This window comes from Janthinobacterium sp. GW456P (assembly GCF_002127655.1).
Classification (GTDB): domain Bacteria; phylum Pseudomonadota; class Gammaproteobacteria; order Burkholderiales; family Burkholderiaceae_D; genus Janthinobacterium.
Genome location: NZ_NEHB01000007.1, coordinates 77,624 through 95,291 on the forward strand (window position 1 = coordinate 77,624; position 17,668 = coordinate 95,291).

Here is a 17,668-nt window from a genome sequence, read left to right on the forward strand (position 1 = left end):
ATGCATGTTCAACTTGCCGTAAGCTTGCGGTAGTCTTTCGCCACATCGTTGGCAATCACGCGATAGCTGCGTTGCGACTCAATATAAGCGGGTCCCGCGGCGGCACGCTCTTTCGCGGCGGGAATATCGCGCAAGATGCACAATAACCCTTCCGCCATGGCATCCGTCGAACTCTCCACCAGCCAGCCGGCGTTGCTGTCTTGCAAGACACGTACCTGATCCGGGTTATCATTGGCTACGACAGGCATTGCCAGGGCAAGATATTCCATCAGCTTGGTCGGAGAACACACATCGTGAACAAGACCGCGCGGAAAATACGATACGGCAGCATCGGCGCTTGCCAGCAAAGTCCAAGCCTCTTGCGATGGCAGCCAGCCGGTAATTCGCACCGCATCGGCCAGTCCCAGGCTGCTTGCGTGCGCAAGCAGACGTTCCGTGTCCGCGGGCAGAGCAGAGGCGCCGATCAACAACAGCCGTGCAGCGGGTATTTGCAGACGGATGATGGCCAGTGCATCGATCATGCGTTCAATCTGCCTGCTTGCATCAAGCGTGCCGAGATAGGCAATCAGCGGGCCGTCATGCCAATCCGCCGGACGACGGGCTTCCACCTGCATGCCGGACACCGCTTGGGTATCCACGCCCATCGGCACCGCACTCAGGCGCTCCTTGCGTATCCCCTTCTTCAACATTATCTGTAGCATGGCATCGCTCTGTACAAACACATGCTGCGCGTGCGGCAGCACAACGTGATACAGGATGCGCTCCTCCAGCAGTCCCTTCAGAAGCACCAGTCGATTACGCAAGCCGCCATGCGCAGTCAATTGCGCTCGCGCGCGCGCAATCCGGGCTTCGCACATGAGGAACGATACCCAGTACACAAATGGTATGCCCTTGCAGCGGGCAATAAGCAGGCCCAGCACGCCAATCGATACCATGTCGCGCACCTGAATTACATCACACTGAACCCGCTTCGCCGTCAACAGCGCACCAAGATAGTGAGCAAGATAGGACAACTCCCGGCGCACCCGGCCACCACGGGCGCCACCGGTGCGGACACTGGAAAATGCTGTAACCTCATCGTTGCCCACACCACCAGGCTTGCCCACCAAATCGCAATCGATACCGAGACGCGGCAGATAGCGGCCAAACAAAACCGCGACGTCGGCACGAAAAGTGGGAAGCGGTTCTGGCACCAGTTGCAGAAGTCGCACCCTGTCAGGCACTGTTACAGTAGCATTGGCTTGCGCATCCATGAAAATAAACCTTGTCCAAAATATAATTTAACTATTGCAATTATATCATGGCATTCAGCTTATCCCAGCGGTGCGTCACCCCTATTCTGCTGGCAAACAAGGGCGGCGGCCGCTCTCTCAAGGTTTAGTTAACCACCAGTACGCTCTGCGTGCCAACGGTGACCTGACGTCCAGTGGCAGTGGAAGTCACCGTCACGGCGGGATTCTTGCAGCCTACATCGAGCAGCATCAGAAAATCCACGCTGTTGGCGGGCACTACGTTCAGAAATACCGCATGGTCCTCGTAGGTGCCGACCCGCGGTGGCGGCCCAGTTCTTTTTTCAAAACGCACGGCGATCGAACCGATAGGCTTGACGCAAACGGAGCGCCCTTGATTCGAAATGGACACCTTTCCTGCCGCATCCTGCAGTATCGGAGCCAAGGCGTGGAAATTCCATTCGAACGTACGCATGCTCGCCGAACTCGCTTTATCACGCACAATCACGGCATCGGTGCTACGCAAGTACCAGACTTGGCGTACGACAGAACTGAGGGCGCCCGCATACGCCATCGTAGCGTCGCCCTGAACGAAGTCGACTGCTGGGGTCGTTGAGAAGGCGGTAATCGTGCCGTTGTAAATCTTCGGTTCGCGGAACCCTTCCACGACCTGCCCCACCCCACCGTCAAATGTCAATGCGTTCGTAGACTTGGTTTGGCGATACCAACTGGTATGCATCGGCGAGCCGAACCAGTCATACCAACCTGTTTCGCTCAGTAAAGGAACACCTGCACTGGTTAGTACGAAACCATTCTGATTGCCATGACTGTGGGATACCGAGCCATACGGGCTGGATTTGAAATACACGGACGTACGCTGTAGATTATTCAAATCGCTATGCATCGCGGCCCAGCCAATACTCGGATACAAGGCTCCGTTGGCGGGCGGGCGCGGCGTGGCGGTCACGGTATTGACAGGCAGCGGATACGGCGCCTGCAGCAAGCTCAAGGCGTCCTCCGTAGCATCGACGTTCTTCACATACCATGCCGCCTCCGGCGTGGCATAGCGGGCGACAAAAGCCTTCTGGAAGCGGTACACGGGCTGGATTTCCTGCCCATCACCAAAAAGATGGTTTTTTGCTCCTGGCGGCACGAAATGCATGAAAAAACGTGCCAGACCAGCTGACCACGGCTTATTGAAAAGATTAATGCCGGTAGCCTGCTCCAGGCCAGGCCAGATTTGCAACGCATTATCGGCTGTAAATTCGGCATACGCGGTACCTTCGGAAAAACCGCCTTCCGGGCCGCTCCAGATCATCAGGGAGCTGGCCAGATAGCGTACCGAGAAGTCAAACCACTTTTCGGCCTCGGGTATATCGCCCAAAGACAGAGAAGAGATCAACGCTAGATAGCCCAAATTCGATCCGGCATGCGAATCATACGGATAGTTATCTATGCGGCCATTATTCGATGTCATGTCATTGTAAAAATCAATCACACGCAACTTGACCACATTCAACCATACCGCCTTACGCGTCGGATCGAGCGCGGAACCCAAGCTGTCCATGGCACGTATCAGCGCCAGGGATGTGGCACGGCTGCCCTGATCCTGGTTCAGGTAACTTGTCGGGCCCGATGGGTTGAGGGCGGCCAAGGCATCGCCGCGATTCAGCGCCTCGCTCAGGAAACGCTGTTCACCCGTCAGGCGATACATGAGGGAGGCCGCCGTCAACTGCCGCGTATTCAAATTGATCGCCGTTCGGATCGAGGTCATCTGACTGGCAAAGGCGGCCGTGACCACTTTATCCGCAGACAGTTGCAAGGTCCAGTCGCTATCGCGAGGATAGGCCAAGGCGGTAGCCTGTCGCGTGACCTCGTTGGTCAAGCTGAGCAGTGCAAGGCTGCGCTCAGCCTTGATGTTCGCCGGCCAGGCACTGGCCAGCGGCAGGTTCGCCTGCAAGCCGCGCGGGCGCGCCTTCTTCAGGATCATTGCCCGCAAGTCGGCATTTTCCGGCAGTTCAAATGGAATCGACGCGGCATTAATCACAAAGGCCCGGTCGGCTGACCAATCGGTGCCACTGGTCGGACGCACGCGCCAGGTATAGGTACCGGCAGGCAGGGCTTTACTCGGCAAATACCAGTTGCGCGTGCTCGTATAGGTACGCACCACCGTTGTCCCCGAACGTATCTCCAGCGTATAGGAAGTGAAATTGGTCGGATGACGCGCCCACGTAAAGCTTGGTGGATTCTGTACCTGCACATCCATATTGAACGGTGCGGGTCGCACGACCATGGCATCTGTCGACTGCGCCCAGTCAGCGTGCGCATAAGGCGAATAAGGAAACAATAACCAGGCGGCGCTGCACAACAAAGTGCGTTTAGCGGCTTTCATGCTTGTAGCCTCCATAAAAATAGAATGACATCCTTGCGGGCGGCGCCCATAACGCTGTGCCTCAAATTTGACGTCATCGCAAAGCTTCAGCACGAACACCTGAGGCGATCGGCAATTATGTTGCAAATATCCCAATACACCAGCGCTCTCTGATTATACCTAAAGTACTTTCAAGCAATCCATAGAATTAGTTGCGCATCCGCATTTCTCGCCACAATTCCCATTTTTTCAGCAGTGACCCGTTGCCTACAGCACACATCAGCAATGTAACCAACCATCGCAAATTGACCATATAGCAAGCTGCCCGGCGCAGCGCGGCAAAGGCATCGGCGCGACGGCCATCTTGCAAGGCATACCGGGCGACCCCCACGTAGGCATCGGCAACAATACGCAGCGCCGGCCGCCGTGAAGGATGAGCAGCAGGAAGCTGCAAAGCGCGCTGTTCCAGCCGCGAAAACACGCGCGGCATGACCCTCAGGTCGTACACGGTACACAGGCTGCCAGCGACATCCATCCGGTATGCAACCAGCTTGGCCGGACAAAATACCAGTTGCAGACGCTCGGCCAAGCGAAACCATAAATCCTGATCCTCGCCGAAATGATCGCCCTCCGGAAAACACTGCGGCATGGCGTACAAGGCGGCTCGGGGCACAGCGATTGAATTGGTGCAATAGAAAACCCCATGCGCGGCACGGTATTCGTAAAAATTGTCCAGTGCGGAAAAATGCGCATCCGCATCCGTGTCAAGCTGGCCATCCGCAGGATCCGCCATGCACAAGAACGAGGTAGAGAAAAAACTGCCTTGTGGATAGCGTTGATACATCGCCGCCAGAACCGCGAGAAATGCCGGGCCATACCAATCATCAGCGTCGAGGAAACACACCAGGTCACCATGTGCAGCCGCAATACCGGCATTGCGCGCGCGCGAAACCCCGCCATTGGTTTGCCGGATCAAGCGAATCCGCGGATCGCCTATCGCCTCCACCGCGGCGGCGCCGCCATCACTGGAACCGTCGTCCACCACGATAATTTCAAAATTCTGATGACTTTGCGCCAGGACGGAAGCAATGGCAGAAGTAATATATTGTTCCTTGTTATACAAAGGAATAATGACCGAAAATAACATTAAGACAACTCCCCTTCCATCACGTGGCGCCGTTGCGTTATCTTATCCCGCAGCGCCTGTCCAGCAGGAACGTAATAACGCACAAGGACGGCCAACTGCAACATATGAATCGGCAAGTCAGGCCCCAGGCTGGCCATGGACAGCGGCACTTCGCTGATGGATTTGCAAATTAGCAAAATAAAAAGCGCAAGCGACAATCCCTGGCTTGCCCGCACGGTCCTGCCCACAAAGTACGCGATGACGAAGGTGTAGAACACGAGTCCAACGGCGCCGATGCTGCCCGCGCTCGACAGGCTCTGGAAGAATTGGCTATGCGCATGTGCGGCATACGGCATGCCAACACTGTTACGGAAAGCCTCATCAAAAATATTCAGTCCATAGCCAAACACGGGGTACTTGCGCCACTCTTCAACGGCGATCTGCCAAATCTGATCGCGCCCCATGAAGGTCATCAGTTCGGCGCCGTCACGGGTCGTGAAGAAACGCGCGATTTTGTCGCCACCGCCGCCAAACATGAAAATCACGCACACCGCAGCACCACCAAACATCATCAGCAGCACCAATAGCACGGGCAGATGCGGACGCCGGAAATCCTGGATGCGGGCATGGATTTCATCGCGGCGGCTATACCAGGCCAGCACCACGGCTGACAGAACGAAAGCGATCCAGCTGGTTTTCGACTGGGTGAGCACCAGACTGATGCCGCCCAGCATCCAGCCAAAGCGCATCAGCCACGCATTCTTGAAAGGCCGGTACCACAAGCACAGCATGAACAGCACGCATAACGGCCCCAAGCTGTTGGCGTGGCTGGTCAGTCCCGCATAGCGCAGCTTCAGCCCGGGAATCAGCCCATGATAGCTGGTACTCAACACTAGTCCATGCTTCCATACGATGCAAGCGGCGCTGGCCACCAGCAATGCATACAACGAATTACGCAAGGCGACTGTCATCGCGTCGACATCGGCCTTGGTATTGGCGAACAATGCTGCTTGGCAAGCGAGCAAGGCGTACAGAAACTCATGCGAAAGGTAAAAATACTGGCCAAAAAATGCCGGGCTCAAGGTATTACTAATAAAGAATACCCAGAATGCAAAGAGCAGCATGCCAGGCAAGGGCTTGCCATTGCTATTCAACAAGCGCCGCACTATCCGTTCACCGCAGGCGAAAATCAGGAAGATGGAGGTAAAGCGGCCTATCCACACGAGTACCGGGCTCTTGTTGACGACGATGGCCAGCACGTCGTCGGGAAAGGCCAGGTCTCTGCCCGATAACAGCATGGACAGCGCGTAGGTGAGCAGGATCGGATAGGCGATGTACTGCATCAAGCCCAATTCACGTTTTTGCCCCCAATGCGCACTGAGCGCAACTCCCACGACCACCACGATTGCGGCGATCAACACCACCAAGCCGACGATAAATTCAATCATATCAATCTCATCATACTGAACATTTACTACGAAGATAAACACCGACCCGTGCCGGCACCGGCGGACTGAAGCGTCCAAGCAGGTCGACGATGCGTCGTCCCAGCAGTTGTGGATGTAGCAAGCCGGCCAGCAGACACAGGCCGCCGCCACCTAGCGAGCCAAGCAACAAGGCAGGCAACGGTCCGTACCCGATGGCATGTCCCAGCAGCGAGCCGCCATGGGCGCCGGCCGCCGCCAGCAGCATCAGCACGACGGAGCGCCAGACGCTGGGCCACAAGTCGATTATGCCCAAATGCAAGCGCCGACATGCCGTCACGCCGACCACCAGCGCACGCGCCAGCAAGGTGCCCGACGCGATGGCGGCCACCACCACCACGCCCAGGCTGRAAAACTGCCAAAGTGCGATACCCGCCAGCACGATCAACGGCATCTGCAGCAACGCTTCCAGGTGTTTGCCGCCCGTGTTCCACAAGATCGGTGTCGACATACCCCACGTGACGTAGGCGGGCATGCCCAACGCCAATACGGTGAGCACGCGGCTCGATTCGCGCCATGTATCGCCGTACAGCGTGGCAATCAGGTCGCCGGCAAGACAGGCCAGCACCACGAAGATGGGGCCGATGACGATCCAGGTGGCGGCGATGACGGACAGATACGCCTGCCGCAGGCCAGCCAGGTCGTCCTGCAAGCGCGCGCCTGCCGCCAGGAAGGCCGGCTGCAAGGCGCTGAGGAACAGCGAATTGGGCGTATTGGCCAAGTTGTAACCCACCGCATACACCCCGACCGCGTGGGCATTCAGGATGCGCCCCAGGAAAACCCGGTCCAGGTTGTTCAAGAACCAGTTGCTCAGATTGGTGATGAAGACGGTACCGCCTGTATGCGTCGAACGGCGCGCACCCGCATACCACAGCAGCGGACGCAAGGAATGCGGGTGGCGGCAATACGTCAGCAACAGCAGGCTCAAGGCCTGCACCAGCCAAGCGCTGACGAGCGTCCAGACACCCGCGCCAAGCAGGGCCAGCGGAATGCCCACGCAGAGGTAGCCCAGCACGTAACTGAGTATCTGCGCGATATTGAGCCAGCGAAAATTGAGCTGGCGCCGCAGCAAATTGCTGCTGGGAGCCGTCATCGCACTGAGCAGGCAGGTCAGGCTCAGCCAGCAAACGATGGGCACCAGCCGCGGCTCCTTGAAGTAGGCGGCGATCCAGGGCGCCAGCAGGTACAGGCTCAGCATGGCCGCCGCGCCGGACAGGCATTGCCACGTGAAGGCGAAGCGGATGTCGTCGTCATGCAGTTGCTGGTTTTGCACCAGGCCCCAGGCAAAGCCGAAATCGGCAAGAAAGGTGCTCAGTGTCATGACCAGCAAGCCCATGGCGAACAGGCCGTAGATTTCCGGCCCCAGCAGGCGCGCCAACACGATCTGCACGCCCATCTGCAACACGAAGCGCGTCACCGTGCCGAGCGCGGCCCATTTGACGGCGCTTACCGCGCGTGTCTTGACGTCAGCGCCGGGAGACATGGCGCGACGCAGGACAGTAGGAGGCGCACTGGCGCTGCAATGTAAGGTTAATGGCAATTCCTATCGACAAAAATATCAGGGCTCCGGCCAAACAGCGGCGGCGCGCTCCGGTTAACCAGGGAAGTTGCCGATGATGCGCGCACGGTCCTGCGGCTTCATGCCCAACAACATGGCGCGCACAAAACCTTCCTGTATCGCGTAGGCGGCACCCGTATCGCTGTCGATGCTCGACACGCGCACCAGCATGGCGTCGGGAATCGCCCCGCTCAAGCCATAGCGCAATTCCTGCATGCGCTGGTCCAGGCCCGGCGTAAGCGCCTTGTCGCCAACGGTGATCCAATAGGTGATCGGTTCCTGGCGCGGGCCGTTCGTGGCATACAGGAGTTTCACCGGCAAGGTGCCATAGTCGGTGCGCAGCTCGCTGCGCACCGACTTCTGTACCTCGAAACCTTGCGCGCCATAGCAGACTTCCGGCAGGTGGACAGCCATATTGCTGCTCTGGTCGCCACCATAGGCGATCGACAACATGACGCGGTTTCCCTGCGGATCGACATACGTGCGCGACAGGGTCTGGTTGTAGATCTTGTCCAGGCGCGCCTGGGTTTCGGGATCGACTTGCAGCGGAATGATGGTCGTGTCGATGGTCCAGCCGCCAAAAGCCACAGGAATGATTTGCGCGAGCTGGAACTGGCTCTTGCGGTCGGCGATCTTGACGCTGGGCGTCAAGTGCTTGGCTAGCCCGGCCGACGCCACCATCAGGATGCCGGCCAGCATGCTGACCTTGACGGAATTGATCATCGATTTCATGCCTGGCTCCCCGATGCTGTGCGCTCACGCAATTTAACGATCCATTGCAGCAGGGTATCGGCAGAAAGGATCAGGATCAGCGCCGTAATGAACAGCACCATGCCGGCGAAACCGTGCAGGAAGCCCTGCCCTGCGGCATCGCCGAAATAATAGGTAATCAGGGTCAGCGCGATGACGCGCACGACGTTGGCCGAGAACGAGATCGGGATGATCAGGATGGCCAGGGCGATATTTCGCAAGGCCGACGTGTGGCGCACGACGTTCAGGTAAAACAGGCCCAGCGCCTCCAGCGACAGCAAGGTCTGCAGACCGGCGCACGCGTCCGCCACCATCAGCTGGTACTGGCCGATCTGCAGGATCACGCCCGTGCGGGCGATCGGATAACCGGCAAAAAACAGCAGATGCTCGACCACGTACGATACGGCCATCTTCATCGGCATCGTCAGCATGATGACGATCTGGGCCGGCAGCGGCACCATGAACAGCATGAAGAAGAACGGGAACCACAATACTTTCAGGGCACGCAAGCCACGTTTCAGCAACAATACGGCCGCCAGCATCCAGATGAAGGAGCCGATTTCAAACGCGATGATATGTTGCGAACGGCCCAGCACGTACAGCACCAGGGCGACGGCCAGCACCACCCAGCCCAGCGCGGTAGGTTCGCTGCCACGGGTTTTTTCCAGCATGCCCGGCCAGTTGCGCCAGATCAGCCACAGCGACAGGAACAGGATGATGGGGCCGTGCGCCTGTTCTTCCGTCGCCCAGATACCGCCAAACAGGCCGGCAAAAGATGGAATGTACATGGCCAGCAAGCCGATGGCCAATGGCAGCCATTCTGGCAAGTATTCCTTGCATTGTTGCAAGTTCAGGCCCGACCACCGCTTGGCTTGCGTATTCATTTAGAAATCCACCATCACGGAACCGACCACCTTGGCGCCGCTTTGCACGATCTGCTCGGCCATGGCGTTGATGTCGCTCAACAGGGATTGATTCTTGCGCGCCACGATCAGCACGCCACCGGCGCGCGCCGCAATGGCCATCGCATCGGAACCGAGCGCATACGCGGCCACGTCATAGATGACGATGTCGAACAGCGACTCGAGTTCCGTGTTCAGGCTGGCAAACGAGCTACGGCTCAGCAACTCCTGCGGATTCGGCGGCAAGGTACCGGATCCCAGCACGGACAGGTCGACGAACGATTCGACCTTGGTGATGGCATCGAGCTGGGCGCGTCCGGCGAGCACGTCGGACAGGCCCTGGCGCGTCTGGACAGCGAAGATTTCATGCTGGCGCGGATTGCGCAAGTTGGCGTCGACCAGCAGGGTGCGTTCACCCAGCTGCGAAAACACGACAGCCAGGTTGGCCGCAAACAGGCTGGCGCCGTCGCCGGACGCGCCGCCCAGCACCACCAGCGCCTTGTGTCCGCGGGCAAACCAGCGCAGCATGACCTGGCTGCGGATCGCGCGCAGCGTTTCCACTTGCGGGCTGAACGGTTCGTAAGCTGCCACCAGCAGCTCCGAATACTTGCCCTCGCCTTTTTGCAGGTAGGGATAATCGAACTGGCGTGCCAGCACTTGCTGGATGTCGGCCTCCGTGATCAGGCCCAGGCGCAGGGCCGCCTCGCCGAAGCGGATGCCAAGTTCCTTTTGCATGCGCAGTACGCGCTCGGCGTTCTCGGGCGTGATCTTGCCCGACTCGAGCAGCAGACCGCCAATACTGGAGTCGCCGGTACGTGGCACGGTGTTCATCGAAATGGGGAGCGCGGCTTGGTTCATCGTCATATCCATGTTTTAACGTAAGCGCAGGCGGCGCGGCAGAATGCCGTTCAACACACCTTTTTTGCGCGGCGACTTGCGGGCATTCCAGTCGATGGCGCCGAAGACGGGAATCTGCAGTGTTTCTTGCAAGTCGGCTTCCGAACGCACGCGGCGATACAGCATCTCGATCACGATGGCCAGGCCTACGCCCAGCAAGGTGCCGAGGAAAATCGACAGCAAGGTATTGAGCAGTACGCGCGGACCGGCCGGATCGATCGGCGGCACGGCAGGATTGAGTACGGAAATATCCGATTGCTCCGCCTGGCCTTCTATGCGCGTTTGCGACAGCCGCTGCGACGTCACGTCAAAGGCGCGCTGCGCGCTCTCGACATCCTTCATCAGCACGCCCATCTCATCGCGTGTACGGTTCAGCTCCAGCACCTTGGCTTTTTGCGCCTGCAGGGCGGCGCGCACTGCCGCTTCGCGCTGTTGCAGGATCTGCGCATTGTTGCCCACGCTGCTAGAAGTATTGGCCAGCTGTTCGCGCAGGTCGGCGCGCAGCTTGTCGACTTCCGCCTTGGCGCTCTCGTATTGCGGGTGGTTGCGGCCCAGGCGCTGGGCGATTTCCGCCAGCTTGCCTTCGGCGTTACCCAGGCCGATTTTCAAGTTCTGGATCAGCGGATTGGACGACACGTCGGGCGAGGCCATGCCATTGCTGCCCTGCGCCATGCGCTGGCGCGACGACGCTTCCATCGTCTGCCCCTGGGCCATGACCAATTGCGCCGACAAGTCATTCAGCCGGTTCGATTCGACATCGAGGCGGTTGTCGACGCTGACGATGCCATTGTCCTGCTGGTATTTGGAGAGCTTGCTCTGCGCCACTTCCAGGTTATCGCGCAGCAACTTGGTCTGTTCGCTGAAATACGTCGAGACGCGGCGCATCGGATCGACCTTCAGCTGGATGCTGGTCTTCTGGTACTCGTCCGCGAAGGCATTTGCCACGGCGGCGACGAACTGCGGGTCGCTGCCCTTGAAGCTGATGTCGACCACGCTGCTTTCGCGCGATGGCACGATTTCCACTTTTTTCAGCAGCAGGTCGGCCAGCCAGTCGCGCACAGTACCGCCCTTGCCTTCTGTCGCCTCATTGAATTGCGCGATCACGGCAGGGCTTTCCGCCAGTTTCAAATGGTCGACGACGCGCAAGGCAACGTTCTTGCTGCTGATGATATCGATTTGCGTCGCCATGAAACCGGGCAACAACTGGCCCGGCATGGCCAAGCCTGTCAGCGGATCGACACCTTTGTAGTTCAAGAGCAACGAACTTGTCGCCTTGTATGTTTTAGGCAAGAGCAAACTGACCGACAGCGTGCCGAGAACAGTGACCAACAGCGTGATCAAGATCAACTTCTTGTGTGCACGCAGGATCAGTAGGAGCTGTGACAAATTCATGGGGAAACCTCAACACAGAATGAAAAACATCCGGCTTGCGCCGGAAAGATACGGACACTGGTTTAGAACAGGCTTTCCTGCACGTACACCATATCGTCAACTTGCAGCAGGTCATCATGCTTGGCGTTGATGATTTCCAGCTTGCCAGCCTCATCACGGCGCTTGATGCGAATGCCGCGCTCGGTGCCACGCTGCGTCAAGCCACCGCCGACGGACAATGCCTGCAGCACCGTCATCGAACGCTCGAGGCGGAAGGCGCCCGGACGCTGGACTTCGCCGTAGATATAGAAGCGCGGCGCGCGCTCGACAAAGATCACGTCGTTGCCGGCCACGTCCAGGTCGCGGTTCAGGTCGGCAGAGCGCACCATGTCGACGATATCGACGATTTCGCGCGTCGTCTTGCCGTTGCGCTTGCGGATCAGGGTGACAGCATCGCCGCCGTCCTGGCTGACGCCGCCGGCCATGGCCAGCATGTCCATCAGGCTGCGCTTGCCTTCAATCGGATAACGCCCGGGACGGTTGACCTGGCCCAGCACCGACACTTGCTGGCTTTGCAGCTGCGTCACGATGATGTTGACCTGCGCCTTGCGCAGGAAGCCGCCGCTTTCCAGCAAGCCGCCCAGTTTTTTTTCCGCTGCCGACACGGACAAACCGCCCAGGGCAACATTACCGACCAGGGGAAAAGTGATTTCGCCCGCCTCGCTGACGCGCGTTTCGAGCGCCAGGTCGGGATTGCCGTAGACGGAAATTTTCAATACGTCGCCGGCGCCCAGCTGCACGTCGGCGGCGCCGGCAAAACCGGCACTCAGGGCCAACAGGGTGGCCATGCACCACATCAGAAGTCGTTTCATGATTCGCTTATTCCATTGATAGAGTTACTTACCTAAAATGCTGCGACTTATTTCAAGCCAGCAACGCCACGATCATTTGCCTCCGAGGAACTTTGCGCCGGTGCGGCCTGGGACGCCGCCGGAGCAGGTGCCGGCACCGATGCCGGCGCCGGCGCCGCGGCACTGGCCGCTGCCGCTGCGGCCGCCGGAGCGCCGTCCTTGCCCAGGTACTCGATCTTGGCGGCGGCACGCAAACGTTTCAATTCAGCATCGGCCGCATCCTTGTTTTTCTTGTTGAACAAAAATTGTTCAATTTGCGGGGCGGCTTGTGCCAGGGTCACGGGATTGTCGCGGATATCGGCGAGGGAAATGAGCAGTGTGCGATCGCCCTCGCGGATGATGAACAGCTGGCCCTTCGGCATGGACAGCAATTTCGCGCTCAACTCCGGTGCCAGATCGGCGCTGGTGCGCGACAACTGGGTACGGGCAAACTTGACCTTGTGCGTCTCGAGCCAGGCCGCCACCTCCTCGAGCGTCTTGGCGCTATCCATGGCCGCCTTTAACTGATCGTTCATGTCGGCGCTGGCGATCACGAGTTCGCGCATGTCGAATTGCTTGCGCTCGCTGAAGAATTGCGGGTTCTTCTGGAAGTACTCTTCCACTTCCTGCTTGGTGGGACGGGCGACCGTGCCGATGCGCTTTTGTATGTAGGCTTGCGCGACGATCAGCGCCTTGGCGCGTTCGATCGCTTGCACCACTTTGGGATCGCGGTCCGTCTTGTCCTTGGCCGCCTCGTTCTGCAGCAACTGGCGGTCGATCAGCGATTCCAGCAACTGCTTGCTGGCCGCTTCCTGCTGCGGCGCCTGGACATTGGCGCGCTGCATCTCTTCATTGAGCTGCAGGACGGTGATTTCTTCTCCATTCACACTCGCCAGCGCCTGGCCGGGCTTTTTTTCTTTATTGCCACAAGCGGACAACCCTGCGACGGCCAGCACGACCAGACCTGCGCACAGCAGACGGGAATGCGTAGCAGATTTGCTCGAAGACACACGGGCGATTTGCGGTTGGTTCAAAATGACTCCTTCAGTTCAGGTAAGGAAATCCGCTGACAGTTTGTGAACGCGATGATAACTCACTTAACAACAAAACATTGTCAAAAAAAGCAGATTTCGAATGAAATTATGGGCTTGCGACCACATGATTGTCAATATTATAAATATGATACACAATGTACTAGCTTGCTAGGAAACTATTTGCTTAAAAAACTATTAAAAGATCTTAAAAACAACTGTTTCATCAGAAACACAAACATTGACATCGATAGATCTCGGGAATTGGTTTTTATATGGAAATATTTCCCACACAGCAATGCGCACTGCTGTCACGCCGGTCAAGCATGGGAGACGGAGCAATACGGGAGAGCGGCGGGGATGAGGCCGTACCTCGTGGAGCACCTGTTGTTGCACAGCAGCCTGACGCCATGCTGGCCTAGCGAGGCGCCAGCGAGCATGGCGCGCATGCCGCAAGCCACAAGCTGACCCGCCGCCAGGCAGGCGGATCATGTCACCGTGCAAATCATGTCGCCGTGCTTGCCTCATAGGGTCGTCTGGCTCGTCGAATCACTGTTCGGCCGGCTCCAGGAACCGGCTATTGGACACCTTGCATGATTGCGCCATTTTAACGCGTATTAAATCTCTGCAAAAAATATTCAAGTCCGGTGTGGCGGCCAGCCATCGGTCCGTACTCAATGCGCGTTGTCGCGCTTCAGCACCACCTTGACGGTGCGCAAAATGATCCACAAGTCGAGCCACAGCGACCAGTTGCGCAGGTAGTCGAGGTCGAAATGGATGCGCGCTTCCATCTTGTCGAGCGTTTCCGTCTCGCCGCGCAAACCATTCACCTGCGCCCAGCCGGTAATGCCCGGCTTGACCTTGTGGCGCAGCATATAGCCCTTGATCAGCTTGCGGTATTGCTCGTTGTGCGCCACCGCGTGCGGACGCGGCCCGACAATGCTCATGCGTCCTTGCAGTACGTTAATAAACTGCGGCAGCTCATCGAGCGAACTGCGGCGCAAAAAGCCGCCCACGCGCGTCACGCGCTGGTCGTTCTTGGTTGCCTGCACCACCTTGTCGCCATCCTCGCTGACCGTCATCGAGCGGAATTTATAGACGATGATTTCTTCCCCATACAGGCCGTAACGGCGCTGGCGAAAGATCACCGGCCCCTTCGACGTCGACTTGACGGCGATGGCGATGACCAGCATGACGGGCAGCAGCATGATCTGGATCAGCAGGCCCAGCACGATGTCGCTGCCGCGCTTGACCATGCTGTTAAAGCCCGTGAACGGCGATTCGCGGATGGCGATCACCGGCATGCCGCCCACGTTGTCGAAGCGCGCCTGCATCAGGTCGAAAATATAAATATCGGGCAAAAAGTACACGGAAGCCGTCGTATCCTGCAATTCATCGAGCATCTTGCGAATGCGCGGCTGGGCCGAAATGGGCTGGCTGATGAATATCATCTTGATATTGTGTTGGCGCACATAGGCAGCGATATCGGCCATTTTGCCCAGCATGGGTTCGCGCATCGTCTCCGGCCAGCGGTCATCGGTACGGTCATCAAAAAAGCCCCGCACGCTCATGAACAGATTCGGATTGCGCGCCACAGTGGCGGCAAACTTCAGACTGGCGTCATTGGCGCCGATGATGACGACCGAGCGCACTTCACTATCACGGCCAGGATCGGCCACCATGCGCCGTGCGGCAAGATGACTGAGCAGCAGTATGAATGGCGTCAGCATGAACCAGGCCAGCACCAGTTCGCGGTCGAAATGAAACGCCAGCCCCGTCGCCGAACCTAGGAATACCAGGATCAGGGCCGTGATACCCCAACTGACGAAGATATCGCGGGCATAGGCCAGCATGCGGCCGCTGCGCCAGGTGCGGTAGGGGTCGACATACTGGAACACGGATGATGAAATAAAGAACGCAAGGATCATCAATACCAGCGAGTAGCCAGTAAATGGGGAGCCTGACAAGGCGGACAGCAGATACAGCGTACCCATGATAATCAATGGGTCGAGTATGCGCTGGAAGAACGAAATCAGGGGTATATCATTAACCGTCATAATACTCTTCAGAACTGGGCACTGGCGCTAAAGGAAACGCCTTTGGCGCGATAGCTGCCTGTATTGATAATCGGGGCGCCTTTGCGGGTATCGCGGAAGGCGTTCAAGCCCAGCTGGATATTCGGCCGCGGGGCATAAGTCAGCCCCAGCGACTCGGTACGCGTCGTATCGCTGACATCGACAGGGAAAACCAGTCCGCTGGCGGCCGAAAAGTCGCGCTTCTCGCGGCGGACCTGGGCATCCATGCGCACCTTGGACGTGATATCCCAGGCGGCAGCCACACTGGCGCCATTATTCAGGCTGCTCGAAATCAGCGCATTTTCCACCACGCCATACTCATGCCACAGGGAACCGGTGAAACGCACCTTGCCCAGCGGCGCCCAGTTCACCACGATGCGGCCATTGGCGCCGCTCGAATCGCGCCCCGAATAAAAGGAATGGCTACGGCGCACCCAGCCACCCAACAGTTGCACTTGGGTAATCGCACTATAGTTCCAATAAATATTCGCCTTGATCTCATCCTGGGTATAGCCATCATCGACGCCGAACTGGCCGCCATTGACGCGATTGGGATAGCTGCCATTGATATGCCGCAACTGCACACCGACGCGACTATTGCTTACAGGCAAATAATCGAGCCCCAGTTCCGTTGCTTTTTCTTCACGGTTGGATACACGCTGCGACAGCAAATCATACGAGTAGCGCTCACGGCTGTAAGCGCCACGCACGCGCCAGCTCGGATGGAAGCGCCAGCCGCCGTCCACGTACTCGCGCTGGCGCGTACGCAAATTGCGTTCGGTGCTCTGGAAATCGCTGAACGGCGTCAGGGTTTGCGAATACAGGGCGCCCGCATGGCCATCGAGATGATTGCCGAGATGCCATTCGAGATCGGCCAGGAAATCCTTGCCGCTGTAGTTGAATTGGTCAAAATGCTGGAATGACACACGTGACCACTTGGCCTGTCCCGTCAGCACCTGGCGCCCGATAGGCCGGTTGACGARAAAACCCGCCTGTATCTGACGCGAGGTATCGGAACGGGGACCGTTATAGCCGGGAACATTGTCGTCGAGGCGCAACAGATTGTCGTCATAAGAATACGATGTCGCCAGGAACGGGAAAATGGTATCGCTCAAGGCGGCCATTGCAGACGAGCTGGTCATGCCTCCGACCACGAGCACGCAAGCGGCACGCAGGACGGACATGAGCGGCACGCCAGGCGGCTGACATGGGCGGCTGCGGGGGCTTTTTGGCGGGGAATTCAACATGGGCATTGTCTTTGAAAGAGCAAACAGTTAGTTGGCAATATTACCAGTAAGTCCAGTGTCCACCGGAAACAATCCAGAGGCCCAGCACGCCATTCGTCACGCCATGGGCGAGGATGGGCGACCACAGCGACTGGCTGCGCATGTACAGCAAGCTGTAAGCGGCACCGGCAACGATACCGGCCAGCCACAAATTGTGTTCGAAGCCAAACAGTACCACGGTGATAACAAAGGCCTTCGCACTCGCCAGGCGCGGGTTAAATCGCAGAAAGTCAGGGGCGTCGATCCAGCGCAACAGGAAGGAGCGCCAGAACAGCTCTTCCATCACAGGCACCACCAGCGCCGCGCCCGCGATGCGCAGCACCACCAGCGTCCACTCGATGCGGCCGTCATTGCGGGGATCGAAGCCGTCGGCGCTGCCGATGCTCATCCAGCCCGCATTCAAATTAATCCACAGCAAAAAAACAACAAGTCCGACGGAGACGGCGATGGCAGTAGCGCGCGCGCCGAATGGCACCCGGGCCAGCTCCATATAGCTGCGACGCCAATACAGCAGCATGCCCAGCACGACGCCGATCTTGACGGCGTACAGCCAGCGCAAATCGTGCGCGGCAAAACCCGCCCGGCCCAGCATGTCGGCGATGAAGATGAAGGAGAGGTAGGCGAGGAATGGTGCTACCCGGGGCAAGGCGGCGCGGTCAAACATGCTGATGCGCACCGGAGGTGAAGCCACGCGCCGG

Annotated in this window: 14 protein-coding genes; all 14 read right to left on the minus strand. The window is 58.3% G+C overall.

What is annotated here, in order from left to right; translation table 11 throughout:
- Positions 1 to 8 precede the first annotated feature (8 nt).
- Entirely contained in the window at positions 9 to 1,253 is a 1,245-nt protein-coding gene (locus tag CBW66_RS08895; protein WP_086138794.1) for a glycosyltransferase, read from the minus strand.
- Positions 1,254 to 1,377: 124 nt separating this feature from the next.
- Positions 1,378 to 3,621, minus strand: coding sequence for a heparinase II/III family protein (locus CBW66_RS08900; RefSeq protein ID WP_230492000.1), 2,244 nt, complete (start codon positions 3,619 to 3,621; stop codon positions 1,378 to 1,380).
- A 187-nt stretch (positions 3,622 to 3,808) separates the two neighbouring features.
- Complete coding sequence (locus CBW66_RS08905) at positions 3,809 to 4,747, minus strand: glycosyltransferase family A protein (protein ID WP_086138795.1); 939 nt, start codon at positions 4,745 to 4,747, stop codon at positions 3,809 to 3,811.
- Positions 4,747 to 6,174: an O-antigen ligase gene (locus CBW66_RS08910; protein WP_086138797.1), complete on the minus strand. Its 1,428-nt coding sequence runs from the start codon at positions 6,172 to 6,174 to the stop codon at positions 4,747 to 4,749. Before CBW66_RS08910 ends, CBW66_RS08905 begins: the two co-directional genes overlap by 1 nt.
- Positions 6,175 to 6,184: 10 nt before the next feature.
- Complete coding sequence (locus CBW66_RS08915; protein WP_086153621.1) at positions 6,185 to 7,693, minus strand: lipopolysaccharide biosynthesis protein; 1,509 nt, start codon at positions 7,691 to 7,693, stop codon at positions 6,185 to 6,187.
- 111 nt (positions 7,694 to 7,804) lie between these two features.
- The gene (epsI, locus tag CBW66_RS08920; protein WP_086138801.1) at positions 7,805 to 8,500 is read right to left on the minus strand and encodes an exosortase-associated protein EpsI, B-type; all 696 of its coding nucleotides are present in this window, start codon (positions 8,498 to 8,500) and stop codon (positions 7,805 to 7,807) included.
- Entirely contained in the window at positions 8,497 to 9,402 is a 906-nt protein-coding gene (xrtB, locus tag CBW66_RS08925) for an exosortase B (RefSeq protein WP_086138802.1), read from the minus strand. Before xrtB ends, epsI begins: the two co-directional genes overlap by 4 nt.
- Positions 9,403 to 10,278: a chain length determinant protein tyrosine kinase EpsG gene (gene epsG, locus CBW66_RS08930; RefSeq protein WP_086138834.1), complete on the minus strand. Its 876-nt coding sequence runs from the start codon at positions 10,276 to 10,278 to the stop codon at positions 9,403 to 9,405.
- Positions 10,279 to 10,293: 15 nt separating this feature from the next.
- Positions 10,294 to 11,709, minus strand: a complete 1,416-nt coding sequence (epsF, locus tag CBW66_RS08935) for a chain length determinant protein EpsF (RefSeq protein ID WP_086138803.1) — start codon at positions 11,707 to 11,709, stop codon at positions 10,294 to 10,296.
- A gap of 62 nt (positions 11,710 to 11,771) precedes the next feature.
- Positions 11,772 to 12,560, minus strand: a complete 789-nt coding sequence (gene epsE / locus CBW66_RS08940; protein ID WP_170932951.1) for a polysaccharide export protein EpsE — start codon at positions 12,558 to 12,560, stop codon at positions 11,772 to 11,774.
- 47 nt (positions 12,561 to 12,607) lie between these two features.
- Positions 12,608 to 13,612, minus strand: coding sequence for an EpsD family peptidyl-prolyl cis-trans isomerase (locus CBW66_RS08945; protein ID WP_086138805.1), 1,005 nt, complete (start codon positions 13,610 to 13,612; stop codon positions 12,608 to 12,610).
- Between the two features lie 671 nt (positions 13,613 to 14,283).
- A complete protein-coding gene (locus tag CBW66_RS08950) occupies positions 14,284 to 15,666 on the minus strand; it encodes an undecaprenyl-phosphate glucose phosphotransferase (RefSeq protein WP_086138806.1) in 1,383 nt (460 codons plus the stop codon).
- A gap of 8 nt (positions 15,667 to 15,674) precedes the next feature.
- Positions 15,675 to 16,868 (minus strand): XrtB/PEP-CTERM-associated polysaccharide biosynthesis outer membrane protein EpsL, encoded by a 1,194-nt coding sequence (gene epsL, locus CBW66_RS08955; RefSeq protein ID WP_253249955.1) that lies wholly within the window; start codon positions 16,866 to 16,868, stop codon positions 15,675 to 15,677.
- A 103-nt stretch (positions 16,869 to 16,971) separates the two neighbouring features.
- Positions 16,972 to 17,661 carry a CAAX prenyl protease-related protein gene (locus tag CBW66_RS08960; protein WP_230492002.1) on the minus strand — a complete coding sequence of 230 codons (690 nt, stop codon included), beginning with the start codon at positions 17,659 to 17,661 and terminating at the stop codon, positions 16,972 to 16,974.
- Positions 17,662 to 17,668: the final 7 nt, after the last annotated feature.

Excerpts from the sequence above, each read along its gene's own strand:
- CBW66_RS08910 (WP_086138797.1), bottom strand. The coding sequence starts at position 6,174 with ATGATTGAATTTATCGTCGGCTTGGTGGTGTTGATCGCCGCAATCGTG.
- epsI (WP_086138801.1), bottom strand. The coding sequence starts at position 8,500 with ATGAAATCGATGATCAATTCCGTCAAGGTCAGCATGCTGGCCGGCATC.
- epsF (WP_086138803.1), bottom strand. The coding sequence starts at position 11,709 with ATGAATTTGTCACAGCTCCTACTGATCCTGCGTGCACACAAGAAGTTG.
- CBW66_RS08950 (WP_086138806.1), bottom strand. The coding sequence starts at position 15,666 with ATGACGGTTAATGATATACCCCTGATTTCGTTCTTCCAGCGCATACTC.
- xrtB (WP_086138802.1), bottom strand. The coding sequence starts at position 9,402 with ATGAATACGCAAGCCAAGCGGTGGTCGGGCCTGAACTTGCAACAATGC.
- epsE (WP_170932951.1), bottom strand. The coding sequence starts at position 12,560 with ATGAAACGACTTCTGATGTGGTGCATGGCCACCCTGTTGGCCCTGAGT.
- epsG (WP_086138834.1), bottom strand. The coding sequence starts at position 10,278 with ATGAACCAAGCCGCGCTCCCCATTTCGATGAACACCGTGCCACGTACC.
- CBW66_RS08895 (WP_086138794.1), bottom strand. The coding sequence starts at position 1,253 with ATGGATGCGCAAGCCAATGCTACTGTAACAGTGCCTGACAGGGTGCGA.
- CBW66_RS08905 (WP_086138795.1), bottom strand. The coding sequence starts at position 4,747 with ATGTTATTTTCGGTCATTATTCCTTTGTATAACAAGGAACAATATATT.
- CBW66_RS08900 (WP_230492000.1), bottom strand. The coding sequence starts at position 3,621 with ATGAAAGCCGCTAAACGCACTTTGTTGTGCAGCGCCGCCTGGTTATTG.